At 59.3% G+C, this 24,209-nt stretch carries 27 protein-coding genes and 1 pseudogene; 5 read left to right on the plus strand and 23 right to left on the minus strand.

What is annotated here, in order from left to right; genetic code table 11:
* Positions 1-12: 12 nt before the first annotated feature.
* The 4 genes from AAFH49_RS02835 to AAFH49_RS02850 all read right to left on the minus strand — a co-directional run bounded on the left by AAFH49_RS02835 (position 13) and on the right by AAFH49_RS02850 (position 2,316).
* Positions 13-627 (minus strand): superoxide dismutase, encoded by a 615-nt coding sequence (locus AAFH49_RS02835; protein WP_342295866.1) that lies wholly within the window; start codon positions 625-627, stop codon positions 13-15.
* Positions 628-731: 104 nt separating this feature from the next.
* Entirely contained in the window at positions 732-1,166 is a 435-nt protein-coding gene (locus AAFH49_RS02840; protein WP_342295867.1) for a nucleoside deaminase, read from the minus strand.
* A gap of 3 nt (positions 1,167-1,169) precedes the next feature.
* A complete protein-coding gene (locus AAFH49_RS02845; RefSeq protein WP_342295869.1) occupies positions 1,170-1,724 on the minus strand; it encodes a hypothetical protein in 555 nt (184 codons plus the stop codon).
* Positions 1,725-1,875: 151 nt separating this feature from the next.
* A complete protein-coding gene (locus AAFH49_RS02850) occupies positions 1,876-2,316 on the minus strand; it encodes a hypothetical protein (RefSeq protein ID WP_342295871.1) in 441 nt (146 codons plus the stop codon).
* A gap of 538 nt (positions 2,317-2,854) precedes the next feature.
* Between AAFH49_RS02850 and aspS the strand changes: the two genes are divergently transcribed.
* Positions 2,855-4,618, plus strand: coding sequence for an aspartate--tRNA ligase (gene aspS, locus AAFH49_RS02855; RefSeq protein WP_342295873.1), 1,764 nt, complete (start codon positions 2,855-2,857; stop codon positions 4,616-4,618).
* A gap of 278 nt (positions 4,619-4,896) precedes the next feature.
* Positions 4,897-5,085 carry a hypothetical protein gene (locus AAFH49_RS02860; protein WP_342295875.1) on the plus strand — a complete coding sequence of 63 codons (189 nt, stop codon included), beginning with the start codon at positions 4,897-4,899 and terminating at the stop codon, positions 5,083-5,085.
* Positions 5,086-5,239: 154 nt separating this feature from the next.
* On the opposite strand, the gene AAFH49_RS02865 is transcribed toward AAFH49_RS02860, so the two are convergent.
* The 11 genes and pseudogenes from AAFH49_RS02865 to AAFH49_RS02915 all read right to left on the minus strand — a co-directional run.
* Positions 5,240-6,274 carry a phytanoyl-CoA dioxygenase family protein gene (locus tag AAFH49_RS02865; protein ID WP_342295877.1) on the minus strand — a complete coding sequence of 345 codons (1,035 nt, stop codon included), beginning with the start codon at positions 6,272-6,274 and terminating at the stop codon, positions 5,240-5,242.
* A gap of 129 nt (positions 6,275-6,403) precedes the next feature.
* Positions 6,404-6,910, minus strand: coding sequence for an NADH-quinone oxidoreductase subunit J family protein (locus tag AAFH49_RS02870; RefSeq protein WP_342295879.1), 507 nt, complete (start codon positions 6,908-6,910; stop codon positions 6,404-6,406).
* Positions 6,911-6,987: 77 nt separating this feature from the next.
* Positions 6,988-7,566: a NuoI/complex I 23 kDa subunit family protein gene (locus AAFH49_RS02875; protein ID WP_342295881.1), complete on the minus strand. Its 579-nt coding sequence runs from the start codon at positions 7,564-7,566 to the stop codon at positions 6,988-6,990.
* Positions 7,567-7,572: 6 nt separating this feature from the next.
* Positions 7,573-8,652 (minus strand): NADH-quinone oxidoreductase subunit NuoH, encoded by a 1,080-nt coding sequence (nuoH, locus tag AAFH49_RS02880; RefSeq protein WP_342295883.1) that lies wholly within the window; start codon positions 8,650-8,652, stop codon positions 7,573-7,575.
* 130 nt (positions 8,653-8,782) lie between these two features.
* Complete coding sequence (locus tag AAFH49_RS02885; RefSeq protein WP_342295885.1) at positions 8,783-9,799, minus strand: NADH-quinone oxidoreductase subunit G; 1,017 nt, start codon at positions 9,797-9,799, stop codon at positions 8,783-8,785.
* Between the two features lie 121 nt (positions 9,800-9,920).
* Entirely contained in the window at positions 9,921-11,261 is a 1,341-nt protein-coding gene (gene nuoF, locus AAFH49_RS02890) for an NADH-quinone oxidoreductase subunit NuoF (protein WP_342295887.1), read from the minus strand.
* A gap of 30 nt (positions 11,262-11,291) precedes the next feature.
* Positions 11,292-11,867, minus strand: a complete 576-nt coding sequence (locus AAFH49_RS02895; RefSeq protein WP_342295889.1) for an NADH-quinone oxidoreductase subunit NuoE family protein — start codon at positions 11,865-11,867, stop codon at positions 11,292-11,294.
* Between the two features lie 21 nt (positions 11,868-11,888).
* On the minus strand, positions 11,889-13,076 hold the full coding sequence (locus AAFH49_RS02900; protein ID WP_342295998.1) for an NADH-quinone oxidoreductase subunit D: 1,188 nt from the start codon (positions 13,074-13,076) through the stop codon (positions 11,889-11,891).
* 93 nt (positions 13,077-13,169) lie between these two features.
* The gene (locus AAFH49_RS02905; protein WP_342295890.1) at positions 13,170-13,730 is read right to left on the minus strand and encodes an NADH-quinone oxidoreductase subunit C; all 561 of its coding nucleotides are present in this window, start codon (positions 13,728-13,730) and stop codon (positions 13,170-13,172) included.
* A 73-nt stretch (positions 13,731-13,803) separates the two neighbouring features.
* Complete coding sequence (locus AAFH49_RS02910; protein WP_342295892.1) at positions 13,804-14,361, minus strand: NADH-quinone oxidoreductase subunit B; 558 nt, start codon at positions 14,359-14,361, stop codon at positions 13,804-13,806.
* Positions 14,362-14,462: 101 nt separating this feature from the next.
* Positions 14,463-14,852: pseudogene (locus AAFH49_RS02915) on the minus strand (NADH-quinone oxidoreductase subunit A); the annotation flags it as partial.
* Between the two features lie 232 nt (positions 14,853-15,084).
* Here AAFH49_RS02915 and AAFH49_RS02920 point away from each other — a divergent pair.
* From AAFH49_RS02920 to AAFH49_RS02930, 3 genes are read left to right on the plus strand one after another with little or no spacing between them, the layout of a single operon-like run.
* Positions 15,085-16,644, plus strand: a complete 1,560-nt coding sequence (locus AAFH49_RS02920) for a sensor histidine kinase (protein ID WP_342295893.1) — start codon at positions 15,085-15,087, stop codon at positions 16,642-16,644.
* A complete protein-coding gene (locus tag AAFH49_RS02925; protein WP_342295895.1) occupies positions 16,625-17,041 on the plus strand; it encodes a response regulator in 417 nt (138 codons plus the stop codon). Before AAFH49_RS02920 ends, AAFH49_RS02925 begins: the two co-directional genes overlap by 20 nt.
* Positions 17,042-17,088: 47 nt before the next feature.
* Positions 17,089-17,700: a Uma2 family endonuclease gene (locus AAFH49_RS02930; protein WP_342295897.1), complete on the plus strand. Its 612-nt coding sequence runs from the start codon at positions 17,089-17,091 to the stop codon at positions 17,698-17,700.
* A 46-nt stretch (positions 17,701-17,746) separates the two neighbouring features.
* Here the strand turns inward: AAFH49_RS02930 and pruA are convergent, their stop codons facing one another.
* The 8 genes from pruA to AAFH49_RS02970 all read right to left on the minus strand — a co-directional run bounded on the left by pruA (position 17,747) and on the right by AAFH49_RS02970 (position 24,121).
* Positions 17,747-19,411, minus strand: a complete 1,665-nt coding sequence (pruA, locus tag AAFH49_RS02935) for an L-glutamate gamma-semialdehyde dehydrogenase (protein WP_342295898.1) — start codon at positions 19,409-19,411, stop codon at positions 17,747-17,749.
* Positions 19,412-19,556: 145 nt separating this feature from the next.
* The gene (locus tag AAFH49_RS02940) at positions 19,557-20,105 is read right to left on the minus strand and encodes a nucleoside/nucleotide kinase family protein (RefSeq protein ID WP_342295900.1); all 549 of its coding nucleotides are present in this window, start codon (positions 20,103-20,105) and stop codon (positions 19,557-19,559) included.
* Positions 20,106-20,259: 154 nt separating this feature from the next.
* Complete coding sequence (locus AAFH49_RS02945; RefSeq protein ID WP_342295901.1) at positions 20,260-20,952, minus strand: YjjG family noncanonical pyrimidine nucleotidase; 693 nt, start codon at positions 20,950-20,952, stop codon at positions 20,260-20,262.
* A gap of 162 nt (positions 20,953-21,114) precedes the next feature.
* The gene (locus AAFH49_RS02950) at positions 21,115-22,053 is read right to left on the minus strand and encodes a geranylgeranylglycerol-phosphate geranylgeranyltransferase (RefSeq protein WP_342295903.1); all 939 of its coding nucleotides are present in this window, start codon (positions 22,051-22,053) and stop codon (positions 21,115-21,117) included.
* A gap of 154 nt (positions 22,054-22,207) precedes the next feature.
* Positions 22,208-22,402, minus strand: coding sequence for a cold-shock protein (locus AAFH49_RS02955; RefSeq protein ID WP_168673555.1), 195 nt, complete (start codon positions 22,400-22,402; stop codon positions 22,208-22,210).
* A 147-nt stretch (positions 22,403-22,549) separates the two neighbouring features.
* Positions 22,550-22,786: a Fe-S cluster assembly protein IscX gene (gene iscX, locus AAFH49_RS02960; RefSeq protein ID WP_342295906.1), complete on the minus strand. Its 237-nt coding sequence runs from the start codon at positions 22,784-22,786 to the stop codon at positions 22,550-22,552.
* Between the two features lie 134 nt (positions 22,787-22,920).
* On the minus strand, positions 22,921-23,256 hold the full coding sequence (locus AAFH49_RS02965; protein ID WP_342295907.1) for a 2Fe-2S iron-sulfur cluster-binding protein: 336 nt from the start codon (positions 23,254-23,256) through the stop codon (positions 22,921-22,923).
* A gap of 70 nt (positions 23,257-23,326) precedes the next feature.
* The gene (locus tag AAFH49_RS02970; RefSeq protein ID WP_342295909.1) at positions 23,327-24,121 is read right to left on the minus strand and encodes a Rossmann-like and DUF2520 domain-containing protein; all 795 of its coding nucleotides are present in this window, start codon (positions 24,119-24,121) and stop codon (positions 23,327-23,329) included.
* Positions 24,122-24,209 lie beyond the last annotated feature (88 nt).

A 24,209-nucleotide genomic window follows, 5' to 3' on the forward strand; every position in this document is an offset into this window, starting at 1 on the left:
GCGCTACCGAAACTAGGCAGCGTACGCCTCGGCGTAGCGGCGGTTCACTTCATCCCAGTTGATGATGTTGAAGAACGCGGCGATGTAGTCGGGGCGACGGTTCTGGTACTTCAGGTAATAAGCGTGCTCCCAAACGTCGAGGCCGAGGATGGGCATGCCCTTGCAGCCCGACTCGGGCATCAGCGGGTTGTCTTGGTTCGGGGTCGAGCAGATTTGCACCGAGCCATCGGGCTGCTTGCACAGCCACGCCCAGCCCGAGCCGAAGCGCGTGGTGGCGGCTTTGGTGAATTCTTCCTTGAATTTATCGAACGTGCCGAACGCCTTGGTGATGGCTTCGCCTACCGCGCCGGTGGCCGGGCCGCCGCCGTTAGGCGAGAGGATGGTCCACCACAGCGAGTGGTTGTAGTGGCCACCGCCGTTGTTGCGCACGGCCACCGGAGCCTTGGCAATGTTGTGCAGGATTTCCTCAATGGTCTGGTTTTCCATCTCCGTGCCCGCGATGGCCGCGTTCAGGTTGGTCACATAAGCCTGGTGGTGCTTGCTGTGGTGGATTTCCATGGTCTGCGCGTCAAACGTGGGTTCGAGCGCATCGTAAGCGTACGGAAGTTTCGGGAGTTCGAAAGCCATAATAAAAAGGGTTTGGGTGGTGAAGAGTACGTGAAATGGACAGGGCTAAAACAGCCAGAACAGCGGCTGGTTCGGGCCGCTGCTCATTCAATATCAAAAGTAGATTATTTACGCTTTAAAGTGAAGAATCGCCGCATCAAGGCCGCACATTCTTCGGCTAGCACGCCACCGCGCAGCTTGGTGCGCGGGTGCAATAGCGCCCCATGCCGCCGGAAGCCTACTTTCGGCTCATCGGCCCCGAACACCACGGCCTTCACCTGCGCCCAATAGCTGGCCCCGGCGCACATCACGCAGGGCTCGATGGTGACGTAAAGGGTGCAATCGGCCAGGTATTTATTGCCGAGGTAATTGGCGGCGGCCGTCAGGGCCAGCATTTCGGCGTGGGCGGTTACGTCGCGCAGGCGCTCGGTCTGGTTGTAGCCCCGGCCGATTATCTGGTTTTCAAACACGACGACGGCCCCGATGGGGATTTCATCGGCGGCGAAGGCTTTTTCGGCCTCAGCCAGCGCCTGGGCCATAAAATAGTCGTCGGTAGGCACGACTTACTTCTTCATCACAATAGCTCCCATCACGGCCTGGGCCGTGGGCTGCCACTGCGCCTGCTCCTCGGCCGGGGCCACAAAGGTGAAGACGTACAATTGCGTGCCCTCAATGGCGTATTGCACGGTCTGGTAGCGTTTGATAGGGGCCAGCTGGCTGCCCGTGCGCTTGCTATCAGCCACCGTCGAAACGAATTCGAAGTAGATGAAATCGCGGCCATTCACGGTCCGAATGTCTTCCTTGATAAAGTCGACTTTGGTATAAAGCCGCTGGATGCTGGACTTGTAAATCTTAATCAGCACGCCGTAATCGAAGCTTTCGAACGTGGTTGGGCGCACGGCCACACTGAAATCCACGCGCCCGCTGGGGTTGGAAAACACGGCCAGCGGCTTGCGCGGCGAGGGGTATTTCACGGCAATGCCGTCGTCGGGCAGCGGCGCGAAGCCTACCGGCACGCCCACGCTCAGCGTGGAAGCCAGCTTCACGGTGGTGAGCTTGGGCTTGGGCGCGAAGGCCGTGAGGCCAAAAAACAACAGCAGGAGGGAGACGAATTTCATAGCAGAGGGTATATAAACGATAACAAAGAACGTCATGCTGAGCGCAGCCGAAGCATCTCTACCGCAATAGTAAAATTGATTACTTGCGCGGTAGAGATGCTTCGGCTGCGCTCAGCATGACGTTCCGGTTATTCCAGAATGACCAGCCAAACTACCGACGAATGGTGGGGTACTTAATCCGCACCTTCTTCCAGTACACGTAGTTGCCGGTTTTGGCTTCTACCAAATAGGTGCCGGCCGGAATCTTGCCCAGGTTCACGGGCGCGCCGGTGTTGTTGGCGGGGTCCAGCTCGGTCTGGTACATCACCTTGTTTTTGTAGTCGGTCATCACCAGCGTGCCGGGTTTGGTGAACTGCTGGGTGAAGCTGAGCAGGATATCGGTTGAGTTTGCCTTGGGGAAAACGTCGATGCCCGACAGCGTTTCGATGCGTTTGATGGGGCCGTCGAGCGTCACGGCATCCGTCGTGCCCTTCGATTTGATGACGGTGCCCGAGGCATCCGACTTGCTCTTGGTCTTGATTTTGGTTTGGGCCTGCGCGGAGCCGGCTGCTAAGAGGGCGGCGGCCAGGGCGAGAGCGGGGAGGAATTTCATGAGGGTTTTGAAGGGATTGAGAAGACAAAGGAACGCAGTTGCTAACGCCCTTTGCATACTCCGTACCAAAAACGGCCGGGTCGGGTTGCCGCTGCGGCTATTGGGGCGTGCCAATGAAGTTGCGGAGCCTGGCGTGTTTCTATAGGTGCCTGAAACCTGGGTTGCGGGCACTTTGTATTTCTATAGGTGCCTGAAACCTGGGTTGCGGGCACTTTGTATTTCTATAGGTGCCTGAAACCCGGGTTGCGGGCACTTTGTATTTCTATGGGTGCCTGAAACCTGAGCTACAGAGCCGCAAGAGTTTCTGCTGATGCCTGTATGGCGTTTTTCAAGGCACTATGCATTTGTATGGGTGTCTGAAAAACGTTTTCCAAGGCACCGTGCATTTGTGTGGGTGCCTGAAAAACGGTTTTCGGGCATTAACGCATTTGTCGAGGCTCCTGTGAACGTCTAAATGGGGCTTTGTAGAAAAGCAAGGCCTAAGAATCGTGCGGCAGGCCCGGCCGCAAGGCCTAACTTTGCCCAAAACCCTATTGCCATGCTACGTACTCACACCTGCGGCGAGCTCCGCCCCGAACACATTGGTCAAACCGTCACCCTTTGCGGCTGGGTGCAGCGCACCCGCGACAAGGGTGCCATCCTCTGGATTGACCTGCGCGACCGGTACGGCCTCACCCAAATCACCCTCGAAGAAGGCGTAGAGGCCGAAGCCGTGCGCGAAACCGCCCGCCAGCTCGGCCGCGAGTTCGTGCTGAGCGTGACCGGCAAGGTATCAGAACGCTACTCCAAAAACGACAAAATCCCGACCGGCGGCATCGAAATTCGCCCCGAGAAAGTCGAGATTCTGAACCCCGCCAAGCTGCCGCCCTTCCTCATCGAAGACGACACCGATGGCGGCGACGACCTGCGGATGAAGTACCGCTACCTCGACCTGCGCCGCACCCCGGTGCGCAACAACCTTATGCTGCGCCACAAAATGGCCCAGGCCGTGCGCCGTTACCTCGATGGCCAGGACTTCATCGAAGTCGAAACGCCCGTGCTCATCAAGTCTACGCCCGAAGGCGCGCGCGATTTCGTGGTGCCCTCGCGGATGAACCCCGGCGAATTCTACGCCCTGCCGCAGTCGCCCCAGACATTTAAGCAGCTGCTCATGGTGTCGGGTTTCGACCGCTACTTCCAAATCGTGAAGTGCTTCCGCGACGAAGACCTGCGCGCCGACCGCCAGCCCGAATTCACGCAGATTGACTGCGAAATGGCCTTCGTGACCCAGGAAGACATCCTCGACATGTTCGAAGGCCTGGTGCGCTACCTGTTCAAGGAAATCAAAAGCCTCGATTTTCCCACCGTGCCCCGCATGACCTACGCCGACGCCATGCGCGACTACGGCAACGACAAGCCCGACACCCGCTTCGAGATGAAGTTCGCCGACCTCACCGCCACCGTGAAGGGCCAGGGCTTCCCCGTTTTCGACGGTGCCGAGCTGGTGCTGGGCATCAACGCCGCCACCTGCGCCGCCTACACCCGCAAGCAAATCGACGAACTGACCGAGTGGGTGAAGCGCCCGCAAATCGGCGCCACCGGCCTCGTCTACGCCCGAGTGGAGGCCGACGGCCAGGTGAAATCCTCAGTCGACAAATTCTACTCGCAGGACGAATTGCAGAAGTGGAAAGCCGCATTCAACGCCAACCCCGGCGACCTCATCCTGCTGCTGGCCGGCCCCGAAGCCAAAACCCGCAAAGCCATGAGCGAGTTGCGTCTCGAAATGGGCCGCCGCCTCGGCTTGCGCGACCCCAACTCGTTCTCGCCGCTGTGGGTGATTGACTTCCCGCTGCTCGAATTCAGCGAAGAGGAAAACCGCCACTTCGCCATGCACCACCCCTTCACCTCGCCCAAACCCGAGGATTTGGCCCTGCTCGACAACCCCGAAACCATCGGCCAGACCCGCGCCAACGCCTACGACCTCGTGATAAACGGCGTGGAAATCGGCGGCGGCTCCATCCGCATCCACGACCGCGCCGTGCAGGCCCGCATGTTCTCGCTGCTCGGCTTCACTCCCGAAGAGGCCCAGGCCCAGTTCGGCTTCCTGCTCGACGCCTTCGAGTACGGCGCGCCGCCCCACGGCGGCCTCGCCTTTGGCTTCGACCGCCTCTGCAGCCTCTTCGGCGGCTCCGACAGCATCCGCGACTTTATCGCCTTTCCGAAGAACAACTCAGGGCGTGATGTAATGATTGACTCGCCCTCGCCGATTTCGGACGTGCAGCTGAAGGAACTGAGTATCGCCACGGCGGTAGTGGCGAAGTAGGTTTTTTGAATCGTCAGCAATAAAAAAAGCGGCGACTGATACTTCAGTCGCCGCTTTTTTTATTGCTGACGATTCATCGTAAGTAGCTCATTCTTTGATGCACCTACTGCAAATGGGTAGGTATCTACAAGGGCCAGTATTGGTGCCCCCAAATCAACCGTTTACCGGGCAATCAGGGCCCTTGAACGAACGGCTACCCCATTTGGGCGAAGTTGAAAATCCGACCCTGCCTCAGTCTAGTAGGTTTGTATCAGTTAACCACTTCAACACTCGCATATATGTCCAAGCTGTACATCTTCGCCGCCGTTTTCCTGTTCTGGAGCGCCCTTGCTGCTTCCCTGATGCAAGTGCAACTGGTGGCTTCGCCGATGCACAAGATGCGGGTGCCCACCTACCGTTCCATGCCCGTTCGCTCCACGGTTATCGCGCAGGTGAACACGACTACTACTGCTGTTGCCTACAATTAATTATCATCTGTAGGCTATTCTATCATCTGTAGGCTATTCTATTCGACAAATAAGTTGTTATAAATTAAAGCTAAGCTCAAACAGCAGCGCCGAACCTGACAGGTTCGGCGCTGCTGTTTTGGAGGATACAGGAATAAGCTGCCGTACAGTTCGATTAAAGCCACGCCATATTTTCCTTGAAATCGACCGGGTACATATTGAGGTATTGCACGATGCGCGGGTAGGTGCCGTGGTTCGGGCTGCTCCCGTGCGGCAGGGCGTGGTGCCAGATAACAAAATCGCCGGCTTCGGCCGCGATGGGCATGGCCAGCGCGTCCAGATTCACCCGGCGCGGGTCGGTGCCGGCGGGCAGCGCGGCCAGCCAGCCCTCCAGCGTGCGGTGGAAGCCCGGCACGCAGCAGAACGCGCCCTGCTCAGCCGGCGTGTCGCACAGATACAATAGTCCCTGCGTACCGAAGTGCAACGGCGGCTCCAGGCTCATGTCCCAATGCAGATGCGGCCCCTGGAAATGGTAGGTAGCGGTTTCGGGCGGATTAAAGCTGGTGCGGTCGGTAGTTTTCCATAAGTCGGCCGTTTGCCACAACTGGGCGAAAGCTTTCTGAATTCGCTTCGACTGGCGGTTTTCGCGCAGGGTTGGATGATGGTAAAAATCCATCATAATGCCCTTGCCAATGGGCTTCTCATACCAGGTTGCCGGGTTCTGTGGGTCCATTCCAAGCACTTCCCACACGGCTTCTTCAGTCGCCCGCGCCTGTTCTTTCGAAACGGCTGCGCGCAAGATGACGTAGCCATGCTCGTCCCAGAAAGCTAAATCTTCCGCGCTCAGCACGTTCTCCTCGCCCTCAATTTCGCGGAGATTCTGCTTCAGGCTCTCCGGATAAGGTTGCTGAGAAATGATGCTGTTGAGGCGTTCGATTTGTAGTGGGTCAATCTGCCCGTTATTCTTGGCCAGAATCCAGTTTTCAAACTCCGTAAAGCTCGGGGCCGCCTGCATCAGGTAGCGCGTAGTTTCTTCCAGCGGCAGGCAAAGCCCGTTCAGAATCAGGTTGTCAAAACGCCAGTTCCGTTCATCTTGCTCGATAAACACACCATGCCGCTTCGCCAACGAATGTGACCAAAAGCGCTTTAAGTGCCGTACGCCCAGTGCTCCAATTTCTTCTGCGCTGGCAAGTGCGTCTTGAGTATTCATCGGCTGTTAGAATGGCTGTAAACGGTTAAGACAACTGCACCCTACGTCCAGTCTGCAGCAAATTACGAGCAGGCATAAAAAAACCGGCAGCTGAAATTTCAGCTGCCGGTTTTTTTAAATCGACGATAATTAGAAATTCCGCTCGCCCGTTTCGCGCTTGCCCAGCATCACCGAGCCCACCATAGCGGCCAGCAGCAGAATAGAAGCCAACTCAAATGGCAGCGCATATTCCTTGAACAGCACCATGCCCAGGCGGTCAACCATGCCAATCTGCGAATCGAAGCTGGTGGGGTCGTAGCCAGCCGGGCTCACGTTGCGCAACGCGGCTACCAGAATCAGCAGCAGCGAACCACCGGCAATGGCGGCCGCGAACTTAGCTAGAGCCGGCTTGTGCGGCTCCGTGTCCTCGTTCAGGTTCAGGAACATAATCACGAACAGGAACAGCACCATAATGGCCCCAGCATACACGATGATGTTCACCGCCGCCAGAAACTGCGCGTTCAACAGCAGGTAATGGCCCGAAAGCGTGAAGAACGTGAGGATGAGAAACAGGACGCTGTGCACCGGGTTTTTGGCCAGCACCACGCCCAATGCACTCAGCAGGGCCACGAACGAGAGAAAGAGGAAGAGGGACATGAGCAGTAGCGCGGGCTTTTAGCCCGCGAGTGGGATGAAGACAGATAATCAGTCGCGGACTAAAAGTCCGCGCTACATTATGCGATTTGCGCGCGCAGTTTGTCGGCTTGCTCGGGCGTGAGCTGGATGCCGCGCTTCGAGCGGTTATCCGGCGTCACGGGCTCCACCAACCGGTCTTTGCCGTAGATGAACTCGTCACGCTCGAAGCGCGGCGGGGCCATTTTATCGGCTTGCAGATACACGGCGGCTTTCGGGCAGGCTTCTTCGCACAGGCCGCAGAAGATGCAGCGCAGCATGTTGATTTCGTAGCTGACGGCGTATTTCTCCTCGCGGTAGAGGCCTTCCTCGCCTTTTTTGCGCTCGCCAGCCACCATTGTAATGGCTTCGGCAGGGCAGGCCACGGCGCAGAGGCCGCAGGCGGTGCAACGCTCCCGGCCGGCTTCGTCGCGCTTCAGCACGTGCAGGCCGCGGAAAACGGGGGAGAATGGGCGCGTCTCTTCGGGGTAGCGAATGGTGACCTGCTTCTTGGTCGCTGCCCGGAAAAAGTGCTGCATCGTAATCGACAAGCCCTGGAAAATAGCCGGCAGGTATGCCCGCTCGGCCAAGGTCATGGGCTTCTTTTCGAGGACTTTGGCGCGTTTGCTTAAGGATTCCATGAGTCGTTATTTAATTACGCCGAACGTAATCAGGCCGCCCGTGAGCAGGATGTTGAAAATAGCCAAGGGGATGAGGATGGTCCAGCCCAGGCGCATCAGCTGGTCGTAGCGGAAGCGCGGGAGCGTCCAGCGCACCCACATGAAGAAGAAAATGAAACCGAAGATTTTGGCGAACAAGCCCACCAGCCCGAGGATGGTGATGATGTTCTGAGCCGTCACCAGCTCCAGGCCGCGGCTCGATACGAACCAATCGCGCAGCTCATACTGGAATGGGAAGTTGAAGCCGCCAAAATACAGCACGCTCATCACGGCCGAAGCCACGAATACGTTGATGTACTCAGCAAACAGATATAGGCCCATTTTCATGGAGCTATACTCGGTGTGGTAGCCGCCGATGAGCTCGGTTTCGCACTCCGGCAAGTCAAAAGGCGTGCGGTTCGTCTCCGCGAAAGCACAGACGATGAAGATGACAAAACCCAGCGGCTGCTTGGCAATGTTCCAGAAGTGCCACTCGCCTGCTACCGACTGCTGCAAAGTGATTTCGCGCAGCGAGAGCGTACCCGACATCATCAGCACGGCAATCAGGGCGAGGCCCATAGCCAGCTCGTAGCTAATGTTTTGCGAAGCGGCGCGGATGGCACCCAGCAGCGAGAACTTGTTGTTCGATGCCCAACCGCCAATCATGATGCCGTACACGCCCAGCGACACGATGCCGAACACATAGAGCATGCCCACGTTGATTTCGATGCCTTGCAGGTGAATAATGGTATCACCGAACTGCAGGAAGTTGCCGAACGGAATCACCGCCGACGACATCAGGGCCGTGACCATGGCCAGGCAAGGGCCGAAAACGAACAGCGCCCGGTTGGCCCCGGCGGGGAAGAATTCTTCTTTGGTGAAGAGCTTCACGGCATCGGCCAGCGGCTGGAGCAGGCCGAACGGACCGGCGCGGTCCGGGCCCACCCGGTCCTGCAGGAATGCGGCAATTACGCGCTCGGCGTAGGTGCAATACGTGGCAATCAGCAGCGAAATGCCGAAGGTTGCCAGAACGACGAGGCCTTGCCAGCCCAGAGCGGGGAGAGTCATTGATTATGGACGTTTGTCATGCTGAGCGCAGCCGAAGCATCTCGCTCTCATAACTAATTCAATCGATTGGTTTACTACCACACGCGAGATGCCTTGACTACGCTCGGCATGACGTGCTTATTTCTGCTACTTAGTTATTCAAACCTCCCAACCGCAGCGGCGGGTTGCGCTCCAATTCGCGGGTGGTGCTTTCCGGCAAATCCTGAATCACCTGCGGGTTCACCACCGGCAATTCGTAGTGGTTCTGGGCGATAACCGAGGCGCGGCTGATGTGCGCCGGGCCTTCGAGAACCCAGTCCGAAGTTTCCTTTTTGTCGAAGCGGCAGGTGTTGCAAATCCACTCCTTCACTTCGCCATAGGCATCCTTGCGGGCCGTTACGCGGAGTACATCCTTGCCTTTATACCACAACGTTACACGGCCGCCGCACTTGTCGGTGGTGCAGTCGCGATGGGCATCCACGGGTTTCGTAAACCACACGCGCTGTTTAAAGCGGAAAGTTTTATCGGTCAGCGCGCCCACCGGGCACACGTCGATGACGTTGCCGCTGAACTCGTTGTCGATGATGTTCTCGATGTAGGTGCCGATTTCCGAGGCATCGCCTCGGCCCAGCACGCCGTGCACACGCTCGGGCGTGAGCTGGTCGGCGGTGTACACGCAGCGGTAGCACAGGATGCAGCGCGTCATGTGCAACTGTATGAGCGGGCCGATATCGATTTTCTCGAAAGTGCGGCGCTCTTCCTCGTAGCGGGTGGTGCTCACGCCGTGCTCAAAGGCGAAATCCTGCAGGCTGCACTCGCCGGCCTGGTCGCACACCGGGCAGTCAAGCGGGTGGTTGATGAGCAGCATCTCCACGATGCCCTTGCGCACGTCCATCACCTGCTGGTTGATGGTGTTTTCCACCACCATGCCGTCTTGCACCGTGGTGATGCACGAGGCCACGAGCTTGGGCATGGGGCGCGGGTCTTTGGCCGAGCCGGCCGAAACCTTCACCAGGCAGGCGCGGCACTTGCCGCCCGAGCCCTTCAGCGGCGTGTAGTAGCACATGGCGGGCGGCACGATGCCGCCGCCAATCTGGCGGGCCGCGTTCAGGATGGTGGTTCCGTCTGGAACTTCCACCTCAATGCCGTCGAACGTTATTTTAGCCATTGGTATAGTATTGTCATGCTGAGCGGAGTGAAGCATCTTATCACGCCTGCGCAGCTTTTAGTTAGTTATTTCTGACGAAAGCAGCGGTGATAAGATGCTTCCTTCGTCAGCATGACAGCCGTTACGCCAGCACCGCCGCGCCGCGATATGCCGCGCCGGGAGCCGTAGCCTCTTTGGGATTGGTCACGTGCCACTCGAACTCGTGGCGGAAGTGGCGCACCGCAGCCGCTACCGGCCAAGCGGCCGCTTCGCCCAGCGGACAAATGGTGTTGCCTTCAATCTGCTTGGCCACGCTCACCAGCAGGTCGATGTCGTGCATCGAGCCGTGGCCGTGTTCGAGGCGGTGCAATACTTTCTCCATCCAGCCCGTGCCCTCGCGGCAGGGCGAGCACTGCCCACATGACTCGTGGTGGTAGAAGCGTGAGAAATTCCAAGTGTTTTTCACGATGCACGTCGTTTCGTCCATCGCAATAAAGCCGCCCGAGCCCAGCATAGTACCCGTCACGAAACCGCCGTCGCTCAGCGACTCGTAAGTCATGAGGCGGTTTTCGCCAGCGGCGGTTTTCAGGATAAGCTCTTTGGGCAGAATTGGCACAGACGAGCCACCGGCCACTACGGCCTTTAGGTCGCGGCCTTTCCAGATACCGCCGCAATACTCATCGGAGTAAATGAATTCCTCAACGGGCAGGCCCAACTCGATTTCGTAGATGCCGGGCTTGTTCAGGTGACCGCAGGCCGAAATGAGCTTGGTGCCCGTGCTTTTGCCGATGCCGATTTTGGCGTACTCGTCGCCGCCTTCGTTCACGATAACCGGCACCGCCGCAATGGTTTCCACGTTGTTTACCACCGTGGGGCGGGCGTAGAGGCCCTGCACAGCGGGAAATGGCGGCTTATTGCGCGGGTTGCCACGTTTGCCTTCCAGCGACTCCAGCAGCGCGGTTTCTTCGCCGCAGATATAGGCACCGCCACCGGGATGAACGTGCAAATCGAGCGAGTAGCCCGAGCCGAGGATATTCTCGCCCAGGAAACCGGCCGCGTAGGCTTCGGCAATGGCCTTTTCTAGAATACGCAACACGTACAATAACTCGCCGCGGATGTAGATGTAGCTGGTGCGCGCGCCCAAGGCATAGCTGCCCGTAATCATGCCCTCAATCAGCAGATGGGGCAGCTTCGTCATCAGCTGACGGTCTTTGAAGGTGCCAGGCTCCGATTCGTCGGCGTTGCAAACGAGGTAGCGCGGCACGCCCTCCGGCTTGGCCAGGAAGCCCCATTTCATGCCAGCGGGGAAGCCTGCACCGCCGCGCCCGCGTAGGCCCGACTTCTTCACTTCTTCCGTCACTTCGTCGGGCGTCATGGTTTTGAGCGCCTTCTCCACGGAGCGATAGCCGCCGTGCTTGCGGTACACCTCGAAGGTATTGATGCCTTCGACGTTGATATGTTCAGTTAATAGCTTGCGGCCCATAAGATTACGCGTTGTGCTGATGGCCAGCCGTTAGTTGTTTTTCAGGGAGTTGGGCAGGCTGCTGCTTTCTTCCCACGAGAGGATGGGCCGATGAACCTGACCGCGCAATTCGTTGAGCATGGCATCCACCGCCTCGGGCGTATCCAACTGCTCGTAATATTTCTCGCGCACCTGTACGACGGGGGCGAAGCCGCAGGCCGCCAGGCACTCCACTTCTTTCAGGGTAAAATTTCCGTCGGGCGAGGTGCCGCCCACTTTGGCTCCGGTGATGCGCTCCAGATTGGCCGTCAACTCGTCGGAGCCGCGCAACATGCAGGGACCCGTGCGGCAAATTTCCAAGACGTGTTTACCCACCGGCTTGAGGTTGAACATGGTGTAAAATGACGACACCTCGTATACCTCAATTGGCTTGATTTTCAAAGTTTCAGCCACCAGGTCCTGTACTTCAGGGCTCACCCATCCGCCGAACTCGGCTTGCGCGATGTGCAGAATCGGCAACAGGGCCGACTTGCTCCGGTCTTCCGGATAGTGCGTGAGCAGGCGCTTTATTTCCGCCTGGGCGGCGGGAGAGAATTGCGGTTTGGTGGGCGCGGTGGTCGGCTCCATAGCAGTCTATTTCAACAAAAACTAAGCGTCCAGCTCGCCGGCGATGACGTTCATGGACGAGAGAATGACAATGGCGTCCGACAGCGTCGTGCCCACGGCCATTTCGGGATAAGCCTGATAATAAATGAAGCAGGGCCGGCGGAAATGCAGGCGATACGGCGTGCGCCCGCCGTCCGAAACCAAGTAGAAACCCAGCTCGCCGTTGCCACCTTCCACCGAATGATATACCTCGCCCACAGGTGCATCAATCTCGCCCATCACGATTTTGAAGTGGTAAATCAGCGCCTCCATGTTCTTATACACTTCCGGCTTGGTGGGCAGGTAGTAGTGCGGGGCATCGGCGTGGTAGGGACCGTCGGGCAGCTTGTCGAGGGCCTGGTTGATGATGCGCAGGCTCTGCCAGATTTCCTCATTGCGCACAATGAAACGGTCATAGGTGTCGCCGTTGGTGCCCACCGGAATGTCGAACTCGAAATCTTCGTAAGAAGAGTAGGGGTTCATGACTCGCACGTCGTAATCGACGCCAGCGGCCCGCAGGTTGGGGCCGGTGAAGCCGTAGCTCAATGCCTTTTCCGCCGAAATTGGGCCCACGTTCACCACGCGGTCCATGAAAATGCGGTTGCGGTTGAACATGTTCTCGAACTCCTTCATCACTGCCGGGAAGCTTTTCAGCCAGGCGCGGAGCTTGTCGAGGGCGGCGGGGGAGAGGTCGCGCTCCATGCCGCCTACGCGGCCCATGTTGGTGGTAAGGCGGGCACCGCACACCTCCTCGTAGATTTCGTAAATCTTCTCGCGCTCCTGGAACACGTAGAGGAAGCCGGTGAAAGCACCCGTGTCCACGCCCAGAATCGAGTTACAAATAAGATGGTCGGCAATGCGCGCCAACTCCATCATAATCACCCGGATGTATTGCGCACGCTTCGGTACGGTCACGCCAAGTAGTTTCTCCACCGTCATGTGCCAGCCCAGGTTGTTGATGGGCGACGAACAGTAGTTCATCCGGTCGGTGAGCGTAGTAATCTGGTAGAACGGCTTGCGCTCGGCCAGTTTCTCAAAGGCCCGGTGGATGTAGCCGATGGTGGGCACACCCGACACGATGCGCTCGCCATCCATCTGCAGGATGTTCTGGAAAATGCCGTGCGTGGCGGGGTGCGTCGGGCCCAGGTTCAGCGTCGTCAGCTCCTGGCTGAAGTCGTTGAGAATGGGCATCAGCTGGCCGGGGCGCTGGGCGGCGGCCTCTTCTTGAATCTTGTGGGTGCCTGCCAGGGCGTCGTTTACTGCCATGATATGAGTATCAGGGGCCTAGCGGCCGAAAAACAGGTCGGTTTTGTCTTCGCGGGTACCGTCTTCGACGGGGTATTCGCGGCGCATCGGGTGGTAGTCCATGTCCTCCACGTTGAGGATGCGAATGAGATTGGGGTGACCGGTGAAGATGACGCCGAAGAAATCGTAGGCCTCACGCTCCATCCAATTGGCGGTGTTGTAGAGGTCGGTCAGGGTCGGCACCACTGGGTCAGCAATGGGGAAGAAGATTTTCAGGCGCAGCCGGATATTCTTCGTCATGCTGTGCAGGTGGTAAATCATGCCCAGCTCCTTACCCACGTTTTCGGGGTAGTTGATGCCGCACATTGTGGTCAGGAAGTGGAATTTCAATTCCTGGTCCTGCTGCAGGCCGGCGATGATTTCGTGGATTTTCTCCCGCGTGGTGGTCGCCGTCAGCAGGCCGTATGGCTCGTGCACATCGGTGAACGTAGCCTCGCCAAACAAGCGGGTGAGCAACGCCATTACCTGCGCATTCTGGGCCTTTATCGGGTCTTCGGCAACGGGCGCTTCGGGAGCGGCGGCAGATTCCTGAGGATTCATTCGGGGGTGGTGTTAGCCAGCTAGTCGGAAAAAAGGCGGCCTTTCTATCCGACTGCCGACTACCTGATACAGACTATTTAATGTTGTAAGACGCCAGCAGCTCCTGATACTCAGGCGCGTTGCGGCGGCGGAAGGATTCGCTGCGGGCGAGGTCCTGCACGCGCATCAGGCCGTCGAGCACCTGCTCGGGGCGGGGCGGGCAGCCGGGCACGTACACGTCGACCGGGATGATGCGGTCGATGCCTTGCAGCACGGAGTAGGAGTCGAAAATGCCGCCCGAGCAGGCGCAGGCACCCATGGCCAGCACCCAGCGGGGCTCAGCCATTTGCTCGTACACCTGCTTCACGATGGGGGCCATTTTCTTGGCGATAGTACCCATCACCATCAGCAAATCGGCCTGACGGGGCGAGAAGCTGGGGCGCTCGGAGCCAAAGCGGGAGATGTCGTAGTGCGACCCCATGGTGGCCATGAACTCGATGCCGCAGCAGGAGGTGGCGAAGGGCAGCGGCCAGAGCGAGTTGGCGCGGGCCATGCCCACCACTTTCTCCAGTGAGGTGGCGAAAAAGCCAGCGCCCTCGACGCCCTCGGGAGCTTCGACGGTTTTTATTTCAGGAACTCGGTTATCAGCCATAGTTATAAGAGACAAGCAGATTAGGCGGCTTTGGCCACTTGGGCGGGCCGGTTTTCCAACACTGGCGTAGTGGCGAAAGTTTGGCCGGCTGGTACTTCATTCCAGCGCAGAATGCCCTTTTTGATGATGTAGAAGAAGCCGGCCAGCAGCAGCGTCATGAAGATTATCATCTCGATGAAGCCGTAGTAGCCGTCTTTATTGAGCTCGCGGAAATTCACAGCCCAGGGATACATGAAGATAACCTCGACGTCGAAAAGCACGAAAACAATGGCCGTAAGGAAGTATTTCACCGAAATCGGGGTGCGGGCGTTGCCCACCGATTCGATGCCGCACTCGAAGGAAGCGTCCTTCACGGTGCTGTGGCGCTTGGGCCCCACCATGTGCGAAACAATCATGGCGAAGGCTACAAATGCCAGGGCCAGACCAAATTGGATGACAATGGGAAGATAATCGGAGGGCTGATAATTGGCAGCCGGCAGGGCTAGGTACATAGAGGTCAATTATATAGCAAACAGGCCTCACGGGCGCTGAAGGGCAAAGGTAGCGCCCACGGGGTTGGGGCGCAATGTTGAAACGTGAACCGCTGGGGGGATGGCTGAATTGGGCCGGTGATGGTGGCCTGCCGGGATAACAGCGGGCGGAAATATTCGGCCCGCAATGGAGTTTTATTTGGATTGGATGTGCTTTCTTTAGGGGCAAGCTGAGCACTAATCTTTCCTCTCCATGTCTGATTCCGCTGATTCTTTGAGAGACTTCACAGCGGCTAACGTGGCCCTGGCGGAGCGGGAGCATCAGCTTTCGGTCCTTTTCAATACCATTGCCGACGTCACGTTCGTGCTGAATGTGGAGGGCGAGGGGCGCTACCGGTTTGTATTCGCCAATAAAGCCTTTGAGAAAACCACCGGCCTGCCGGTAGAGCAGGTGCTGGGGCGCTACGTGGAGGACATCATTCCGGAGCCCTCGCTCAGCTTGGTGCTTGGCAAATACCGCGAGGCCATTGCCAGCATGGAGCGCGTGGTGTGGCAGGAAACATCGGACTATCCCACGGGCCGGGTGGTGGGCGAGGTGAGCGTGACGCCAGTGCCCGACGAGCACGGCCGCTGCTGCCAGCTGGTGGGGGTGGTGCACGACCTCACCAAGGAAAAGCAAGTGGAAATGGCGCTGCGCCTCAGCAACGAGCGGTTTGCTTACGCCTTGAAAGCCACCACCGATGCCATCTACGACTGGAACGTTGGGGACGACACGCTGTATTGGGGCGAAGGGTTTGAGAATTTGTTTGGGCATCATCTTACCGAAAACCCTACGCCATTCAGCAAATGGGCCGACTTTGTGCACCCGGATGACAGCCCGCGCGTGGTAGCCGGCCTACGGCACGCGGCCTTTGAAACCACGAACCTGTTCTGGGAGGAGGAATACCGGTTCCGGCGGGCCGATGGTGCCTGGGCTGAGGTATTTGACCGGGGCTACCTGCTGCGCGATGCGGCGGGCCGGCCTGTGCGCATGATTGGGGCCATGCAGGACATCACGCCGCGCAAGCAGGCCGAACGGCAGCAACGGCTGATGACCGAGAAACTAATTGGCCAGAATACCGACTTGCAGCAGTTTACCTACATCGTGTCGCACAACCTGCGGGCTCCGCTGGCCAATGCCCTGGGGTTTAGCGACCTGCTGGCCCGCGTGGATAAGTCGTCGGCAGTGTTCGAAACGTCGCTGCAAAACCTGCGCACCAGCCTGCGGCTGCTCGATGAGGTGCTGAATGATGTGAACGACATCCTCTCGGTGCGCGACGAGGAGGCCGGCTACCGGGCCGAGTCAGTGCCGCTGGCCGCCGTGTGCCAGCAGGCCGTGCTGGGCTTGCAGGAGGCGCTGCAAGCGGCGGGCGGCGAGCTTCACCTACAGATTCCGGCCGAGTTGCGCGTGGCCGGCAGTCGGGCCTATTTCCATAGCATCTTTCACAACCTGATTTCCAACGCCATCAAGTACCGGGCCGATGCCCGGCCGCTGCGTATCGACATCGCGGCTACCGTGACGCCGGCGGAGGGGCTGACCATCACGGTGCGCGACAATGGCTTGGGGTTTGACCGGGAGCAGGCCGGCGACAACGTTTTTCAGCTTTACCGGCGCTTCCATGCGGGCAAGGCCGGGCGCGGCATTGGCCTGTACCTGGTGCGGGCCCACGTAGAAGCCATGGGCGGGCAGGTGACCGTGGCCAGCCGCCCCGATGAAGGAACCGAATTCACTCTCTATTTCAGGCCCCATGCGGATGAAAACCTACCTCATTGATGACGACGACCTTGCCATCTACCTCACCGAGCAGCTGTTGCGAACCGAAGGGTTTTCCAATTGCATCTGCACGTTTCAGTCGGCCAGAGAGGCGCTGGACAAACTGGTGGGGAAAAAGCAAGCCGTGCCCCAGGTCGTGTTTCTGGACCTGAACATGCCGCTAATGGACGGCTGGCAGTTTCTCGATGCCCTGGCACCTTATCAGGAAGCGTTGCGCGGCACCTGCCACATCTACATCCTCACGTCGTCGCTGGCGCTGAAGGACCTGGAGAAATCCAAGGAGTACGAGCTGGTGGCCGGCCTGATTCATAAGCCGCTGGATAGCGAGGAAATTCGGGCTATCCAGTCGCAGTTTGATGGTGAAGCGGTAGGCGATGATGAGCCCTGCGACTGCTGATTGCGCCGGGTGTGCCTGGCGTATCTTTGGGTATCAGGCAGCAACTTATGGAACAGGAACGGCAACGATTATACACCGTGGAAGAATACATGGCCCTCGAAGCGCGGAGCGACGTGCGCCACGAGTTTTTCGAGGGCAAAGTGTTTGCGATGTCCGGTGGGTCTATCCGACACAACAGGCTGATTGGTAACTGCGTTTTTGCCTTGCGGATTGGGTTGCGAGGTAAAAAATGCGGGATATTCTTTGAAGGTGTACAACTGGCGGTGGAGAAAGGGCGGTACTACAGCTACCCCGATGTTGCGGTGACCTGCTCAGTGACTGATTTGGCGGCGGAACGCACCATCGAAGCGCCGGTTTTGCTGATTGAGGTGTTGTCTAAATCGACCGAAACCCGCGACCGCAGCTGGAAGTTTGACCGTTATAAGGCGCTGCCATCGTTGCGGCACTACTTGCTGGTTTCGCAGAAAACCTGTCTGGTAGAATGGTACCGGCGGGAAGAAAGTGGGGTGTGGTCGTTCACGCCGCTGGCTCAGTTTACGGATGAAATTTATTTTCCGGAGTTGAGCCTCACGCTTCGGGTCCAGGATGTTTATGAGGATACTGGCGTGGTGCAAATGACTATTTACCCTGGCCCGGAAGCTAAAAGCGAATTAGATTAACAAAAACGGCCCGCATCACTCGATGCGGGCCGTTTTTTATTTCGGCTTACAGGCCTTTGTCGCGGTTCAAATCCTCGGCGGGCGCGGAGCCGAGGAAGGGGTAGCGGTAATCGGTGACGGGCACGAAGGTTTCCTTGATGGCGCGGGGGGATACCCAACGCAGCAGGTTCAGGATGGAGCCGGCTTTGTCGTTGGTGCCGGAGGCGCGGGCGCCGCCGAAGGGCTGCTGGCCTACTACTGCGCCGGTGGGCTTGTCGTTGATGTAGAAGTTGCCGGCGGCGTGCGTCAGCTTCTTCGAGGCGAGGTCGATGGCGTAACGGTCCTGCGAGAAGATGGCGCCGGTGAGGGCGTAGGGCGAGGTGGTGTCGACCAGCTCCAGGGTTTCCTCGAATTTGTCGGCGTCGTAGACGTAGACGGTGACGACGGGGCCGAACAGCTCGTCGCACATGGTGATGTATTTCGGGTCTTTGGCGAGGATGACGGTGGGCTCGATGAAGTAGCCTTTCGACTTGTCGTAGCCGCCGCCGGCGATGATTTCGGCGTTCGGGTCGGCTTTGGCACCGTCGATGTACTTGGCGAGCTTATCGAAGGAAACCTCGCTGATGACGGCGTTGATGAAGTTCGAGAAGTCTTCCACGTCGCCCATTTTGAAGGAGGCGAGGTCTTCTTTCACGTAGCCGAGGATTTCATCGGCGAGGTTGCTGGGGAGGTAGACGCGGGAGGCGGCGGAGCATTTCTGGCCCTGGTACTCGAACGCGCCGCGCGAGATGCCGACCGCTACGGCTTTGGCGTGGGCCGTTTTGTGGGCCACTATGAAGTCTTTGCCGCCGGTTTCGCCCACGATGCGGGGGTAGGATTTGTAGCGGTGGATGTTCTGGCCGATTTCCTGCCAGATAGTCTGGAAGACTTTGGTGGAGCCGGTGAAGTGGATGCCGGCGAAGTCGGGGTGCTTGAACACCACGTCGCCCACTACGGGGCCGTCGGCGTAAATCAGGTTGATAACACCGGCGGGTACGCCGGCTTCCTCGAACAGTTCCATCAATACCTGAGCGGAGTAGACCTGCGTATCGGCGGGTTTCCACACCACTACGTTGCCCATCATGGCCGCCGAGGAGGGCAGGTTGGCGGCGATGGAGGTGAAGTTGAAGGGCGTGAGGGCGAACACGAAGCCTTCGAGGGGGCGCTGCTCCAGTCGGTTCCACATGCCGGGCAGGCTCTCGGGCTGCTGCTCGTAGACCTGGCGCATGAAGTGGACGTTGAAGCGGAAAAAGTCAATCAGTTCGCAGGCGGCGTCGATTTCGGCCTGGAAGGCGTTTTTGCTCTGGGCCAGCATGGTGGCCGCGTTGATGCGGGCGCGGTAGGGACCGGCCAGCAGGTCGGCGGCTTTGAGGAAGATGGCGGCGCGGTGCTCCCAGGGCAGCTCGGCCCAGGCGGTGCGGGCGGCCAGGGCGGCCTCAATGGCCTGGGTGACGTGGGCGGCGGTGCCATAGTGGAAGTGGCCGAGGGTGCGCTGGTGGTCGTGCGGGGGGCTCATGCGGCGCAGGTCGCCGGTGCGAACCTGCTCGCCGCCGATGTGCATGGGGATATCCAGCTCCAGCCCGCGCAGGCGCTTGAGCTCTTGCTGAAGCTCCAGCTTCTCTTTCGAGCCGGGGGCGTAGCCTTTGACGGGTTCGTTGATGGGGACGGGGACGTTGAAAAAGCCGGTGGCCATAGTTAGAAGGAGTTTTTGAGGTGGGCTTGGGGCAAAGGTAGGGAGACGAATTTCCCGCAGTGGGCGCAGTGGTAAACGCGGTGGTCGCAGTGCTGTTCTGGTATGGCTCGTAAAACAACAATGCGCTCACTGCGGGAAAGCTATACTACAGCCGCCCCAGCAACTCACGCACTTGCCGCGTGAGGTCTTCTAAAGAGCCGGTGTTGTGGAGGGTGAAATCGAAGTGCGGGTAGTCGTCCATGGCCGTTTCGCTGGGGTGGTTGTCGTCGCGGGTGCCGTCGCCGCGCTGGTGCAGCGGGTCTCCTTCCACGCGCAGCATGAGGCCGCCGCGGGCGCGGATGGGGTCGGCCTCGTTGGCGAAGCGCACGTCGGGCACCAGCACGAAGGCCTCGGGCGGCAGGGCGGCGAAGAAGGCATCGACCCAGACCAGGGGCTCCCACTCGCGCAGGGCCTGGCCCACTTGCTGGAGCATTTCGCCCCGCGTACGGTGGAAGGTGGGCACCAGCTCGGCCTTGCCTGCCTGGGTGTAGTAGGGGGCCACGGCCTCGCCCGTGAGGGCGGCGCAGACGGACTTGATGGAGTCGCCGAAGGAGCGAATCTGCCAGATGCGCTGGGGCTGGAGCTGTTGCAGGATGCGGGCCACGGTGTCTTTGCCGCTGCCCCGGCGGCCGGAAAGGCCAATGAGGTGTACCATGGGGTGGGAGGAGTAACGGATAAAAAAGAACGTCATGCTGAGCGCAGTCGAAGCATCTCTACCGCAGCACTAATCCTGTCGATTGGATTGCGTTGTGCGGTAGAGATGCTTCGACTGCGCTCAGCATGACGTTCTATTAAATTATTCAAGACTCTTACAAAATGTCCTTCAGCTCGCTCAGGCAGCTGATTTCGTGCGTGATTTGGTTGAAGTGCCGCCGCTTATCGGGGTTGAAATACACTTGGTCGATGCCGGCGTTGTAGGCCCCCAGCACATCGCATTCGAGGTTGTCGCCAATCATCAGGCTTTCGGCGGCGGTGGCCCCGGTGCGCTCCAACGCGTGGGCGAACATGCGCGGGTCGGGCTTGAGACAGCCACTTTCCTCGGAGGTGATGACCTCCTCGAAGTAATGCGTCAGGTTCGACGAGTTCAGCTTGATGCCCTGCACGTCGTTGAAGCCGTTGGTGATGAGGTGCAGGCGGTACTTGGGCTTGAGGTAGTCGAGCACCTCGTGGGTGAAGGGAAATACGGCCGATTTCTGGGGCAGAATATCGGTGAATTCGGCCGAGATGGTGGCCGGAATCTGGTCTTCGGTCAGCCCCAGCCGCGTCAGCGTGCGGCTGAAACGCACCTCGCGCAGCTGGCTTTGGGTGATTTTATTGCTTTGGTATAAACGCCAGAGGGCATGGTTGATGTCGCTGTAGACGCTGATAAACTGGTCTACCGTGAAGGTGCCGTAGCGGGCGAAATCGTGCCGCTCGTAGAGCGTGTGCAGGGTTTCGTTGGCGTTTTTTTCGAAGTCCCACAGCGTGTGGTCGAGGTCGAAGAAGAGGTGGCGATATTTCATTTAACAGTTATCAATTAACATTTAACAGCCTGGTGCGTCATGTTCATCTGGCGTCCGCGCAGTCGAAGCATCTTGACCGCAGCAGTAATTCAATCGAAACAACGAAGCGGGCAAGATGCTTCGCTGCGCTCTGCATGACGTTCTTTTTATCGCTGGTGCACATCACAGCGAGCCGGCCAGGGCCATGCTCAGCACGCCGGCCAGCATGATGCCCTTGCAGAACGTGCTCAGGTGGCGAAAGTGCCGCCGCCGGTCGGCCCGGATGAGCAGGCGGGTCAATTGAGCCATCGGCAGCAGCACCAACACCAGCAGCCACAGGCCCAGCGGCCAGTGCCCGCCCAGCAGCAGCCGGCCCGTGGCCCCCAGCGTGAGCAGCGCCAGACTCGCCAGGAAAAAGCCCGCTATCCACTTGGTGCGGGCCACGCCCCACACCAGCGGCAGCGTGCGGCAGCCGTGCTGGGCATCGCCGCGCATGTCTTCCACATCCTTCACGATTTCGCGCACCATCGTGAGCAGGAAGGCGGCCAGCGCGTAGGGCCACACCACGCTGTGGCCATCGTGGCGCTCCAACTGTAGTTGCAGTTCGGGCAGCAGCACCAGCGCCGCCGTGAGGGTGGCAATGCTGAGGTTGCCCACCAGCGCCACCCGCTTGAAGCGCGCCGAATAGCCCCACAGCAGCAGGGCCGTGCCCAGCGTGACGAGGCCCAGCACCGGGTGCAGCCAGCCCGCCACCAGCACGCCCACGCCGCTGAGCACCATGTGGGCCAGCATGGCCATGCGCCGGTTCACCACGCGGCCAATCACCAGCCGGTCGGGCCGGTTGATGGCGTCGATTTTTACGTCGTAATAGTCGTTGATGATGTAGCCGGCCGCCGCCACCAGCAGCGCCGCCCACACCAGCAGCCCGAATCGCCGGTTGAGCAGCGACTCGCGCAGGGGCAGCTCGGGCAGCAGCAGGCCGGCCCGCACCAGGGCCAGGCACAGCAGCATAATGAGCAGGTTGGGCCAGCGCACCAGCGTGGGCAGGGCCGTGCGCAGCCGCTCTGCGGGGGGCGGCGGGGGCAGGGCAGGCGCAGGCGGCTTGGGGGGCAGCGGGTTCATCGGTAGCAGCGCGGGGCAGGGGCGAAGTGCAAAGGTCGGCAGAAGTGGCGGGCTGCCTGCGTGGCTGGCGCGCGCGATGGGCACAAAAAAGCCTCTCCGTGGCGGGAGAGGCTTTTGCGATGGCGCGGGGGCAGCCATCATGGAGTTTTCAAGCTCAGATTTTGCGCACGTTCACGGCATTGATGCCTTTGCGGCCTTCCTGGGTTTCAAATTCTACCCGGTCATTTTGTTGCACTGTGGTCCCGTTCAGGCCCGTTACGTGTACGAAAAAGTCTTCTTTCGTTTGGTCGTCGGTCACGAAGCCATAGCCTTTGGCTTCGTTGAAAAATTTGATGATGCCGGTTTTCATGCAAAAAAACAAAAAGGGGAAAAAAACCGCCCGGGTAAAGGCTGCGGAAAGGCCTGAAACGGCATTAGAGCGCCATTTCAAAACCGCTTACGCGGGAAGCCAGCGCGGGGTTGGCGGGCCGTCGGCTTAGGCTCGACCGTAGTTCGGCTATTGGTTATCGCGCCACTCGTACACCCACTTGGCCTGGATTTGCTCCAGATGGCCTTCGGTAGACTGTTCGCGGGTACCGTCGAAGTTGTCCAGGCTCAGCACCCACTCAATCAGCTCGGTGAAGCGGATGCGGTAGATTTTGGCCTCCGTGAAGTCGTCGCCGAACTTCTCGTAGAGCGCCATGGCAATATCCTCGTGGTCGGCCCAGTGCATGGGCGGCTCGAAATGGGCCATCTGTTTAATTATGAATTATGAATTTTGAGTTATGAATTGGTGGCGGAAAAACGAGTTTCAACAAGTAACTACCAACTATAAATTGCGCAGAGCAGCAATTCATAATTCATAATTCAAAACTCATAATTCAAACCCTAGTGCCCGAGGAAGTGCTGGGGCGGGATGGTGACGACGAGCTGCATGTCCTTCTCCACTACGCACTGGCAGGCTAGGCGCGAATTGATGCGCGGGTTTTCGGCGCGGTCAATGAAGTCTTCCTCCTTGTCGGAAATTTCGGGCAGGTCGTCGCCGCCGGCGTTGATGTAGATGTGGCAGGTGCTGCACCCGCACACGCCCCCGCAGTTGTGCTGGAGCTGAATGCCGTTGTTCAGCGCCACGTCGAGCACCGATTCGCCGGAGGCCGCCACGTGGGTTTGGGCCGGCTGGCCGTCGTTGAACTGGAAGGTGATGGTGGTGGCGGAAACAGACAAAACAGGAATCAAATAAGTCGAATAATACGCGGCATTTGCCGCCGCAAAGGTACTCCTCCCGGCCCCGGCATCAAAGCTGCGCCTGGATGCTGGCCGTGAGCTGCGCATACAGCGCCTGCCAGGCCGGGTGCGCCGCCAGCGCCGCGTGGTGGGCGGCCAGCGTGGGTGCGTCGTGCCGCACGGCCGGCCCGGTTTGCACCGTAAAGGGCGGGTTGGCTAGGGCTTTGTCCAAGGTTTCGCGCACCAGCGGGGCCAACAATTCCGGTGACAGGGCGGCCTCGGCCAGCAAGGCATCGGCAATGCCCAACAGGTGGTTGGTGAAATTGTTGGCAAACACGGCCGCTACGTGCAGCTTGAGCCGTTGGGCCGAGTCGAGCCGCAGCACGTGCCGGCTGAGGCTTTCGGCCAGGGCCAGCAAAGTGGCTTCGGCATCCGACGTGGCGGCCTCAATGCACAGCGGCACGGCGGGCCAATCAATGGCCCGGCCCGGGCTGAAGGTCTGGAGCGGGTAGAGCACGCCGCCACGCACGGCGGGCTGCGCGGCAAATACGGATAGCGGCAACGCGCCTGCCAGGTGCGCAACCAAGGCACCCTCGGGCCATTGGATGCTGGCGAGCAGCGGCTCCACGGCGGCATCGGGCACGGCCAGCAGGTACACATCGGCGGGGGGCAGGGGCGGAGCCAAGGTGGCCAGCGCCGGGGTGCCGGGGAGCGTGGCGGCCAGAGCGGTAGCCGCGGCGGCCGTGCGGCTCCACACGAAGGCGAGCTGGTGGCCGGCGGCTACCAGCGCCGGGGCCAGCTGACTGGCCACGCGGCCGGTGCCAAACAGGCCGATGCGCAGAGAAGCAGGCGGGGTTTTTGTCATTAATTAATGATGAAATATAATAATGATAGAATGGGGTAAACGGTTGACCATCGAACATCCACCGCTGCAAGGGTTGAGGTAGTGGCAA

Origin of the sequence: Hymenobacter segetis (assembly GCF_038448715.1) — a bacterium.
GTDB lineage: Bacteria > Bacteroidota > Bacteroidia > Cytophagales > Hymenobacteraceae > Hymenobacter > Hymenobacter segetis.